The organism is Arthrobacter sp. ZBG10, from assembly GCF_001238605.1.
Lineage (GTDB): Bacteria > Actinomycetota > Actinomycetes > Actinomycetales > Micrococcaceae > Arthrobacter.
Genome location: NZ_LFQH01000092.1, coordinates 1 through 1,519, shown reverse-complemented (window position 1 = coordinate 1,519; position 1,519 = coordinate 1). Strand labels below are relative to the sequence as shown.

1 protein-coding gene is annotated in these 1,519 nt (G+C 62.1%); it reads left to right on the top strand.

Annotated features, from left to right (window positions below; all coding sequences use genetic code 11):
- The first annotated feature begins 321 nt into the window (after positions 1 to 321).
- The gene (locus ACU18_RS17910; protein WP_442853724.1) at positions 322 to 1,485 is read left to right on the top strand and encodes an IS30 family transposase; all 1,164 of its coding nucleotides are present in this window, start codon (positions 322 to 324) and stop codon (positions 1,483 to 1,485) included.
- Positions 1,486 to 1,519 lie beyond the last annotated feature (34 nt).

Here is a 1,519-nt window from a genome sequence, read left to right as displayed (position 1 = left end):
CTTGAGTTCTAGCGGTCGTTGCAACACCCATAGATTTTGGGAGTTGCAACGACCGTGCCGCATTTAGGCGATCTTTCGTCAGATCCAAGGAAGTACGCGAGAGCGACAAGTCAGCAGAGAGAGGATTTTTTCCGGGCGTTTGAGCGGCTGGGGAATGCGACCGAGGCTGCTGCTGAAACCGGGCTGAATCGGAATACCTGTTACCAGTGGATACGGAAGGCCGGCCTGGCCCGGAAGCGTTCGGAAGGGCCTACCCGGGAAGATTTCTTCCGGCTCCGTCATGCGGGTCTCTCTCGCCGGGATGCGGCCAGGACCTTAGGCATTCACCGTACGACTGCCGATGAGTGGGACACGGGTGTCCGTAGGACTCGCAACGGCAGAATCTACCCCGGTGGCAGGGCGGTGGACTACAACAGTGGGGTGACCATCATGACCCCTCCCGGCGGCACGGCAGGACCCACGTCGGTCCCGGTATCGGCGCTGGAAAAGCCCATCGACCCGCGATACCTCAATGTCCATGAACGCGAGCTGATCCGGGACCTTCAAACAGCCGGGTCGTCAGTCAGGACGATCGCCCAGGCCCTGGGGCGATCGCCTTCAACGATCAGCCGGGAACTGGCCCGAAATGCCGATCCCCATACCGGCTACCTGCCCCACGGAGCACATCGCAAAGCTGTCGCCCGCCGGGCCCGGCCAAAAACGGCCAAACTCGCCGACGAGTCAATGCTGCGTGACTACGTGAAGGACAAGCTGCTCATACGCTGGTCTCCGGAACAGATCAGCCACACCCTGGTCAACGAGTTCCGCGACAACCCGGAGATGCGCGTGAGCCCAGAGACGATTTACCAAGCCCTCTACATCCAGGCCAGAGGCGGACTCAAACGCGAAGTCCAGGCAGCGCTGCGTACCGGCCGGACCCGCCGTAAACCCCACCGGAGCGGCGAGCAACGCACGTCCCGGTTCGTGGACCCCATGGTCATGATTTCCGAGCGACCACCCGAGATCGAGGACCGCGCCGTGCCCGGCCACTGGGAAGGCGACCTCATCACCGGCGCCTACAACCAGTCAGCGATTGCGACCCTGGTCGAGCGGACGACCCGCTACGTCATGCTCGTCCACCTCCCGAATGACCACACCGCCGAAACCGTCCGGGACGGCCTGATTAAAACCGTCTCTACCCTGCCCTCACACCTGCGTGGCTCCCTGACCTGGGACCAGGGTGCGGAAATGGCATCCCATAAGTCCTTCACCCTCGCCACCGACATGAAGGTCTACTTCTGCGACCCTGCAAGCCCTTGGCAGCGCGGCTCGAACGAAAACACCAACGGCCTGCTGCGCCAATACTTCCCCAAAGGCACCGACCTCACCGCCTACGGCCCCGAAGACCTCGAACACGTCGCACAGGAACTCAACGGCCGCCCACGCAAAACGCTCGGCTGGAAAACTCCAGCCGAGCGCCTACGTGATTTACTACTAACCACCTAACCAACAGGTGTTGCAACGACCCCTAGAAACCGCC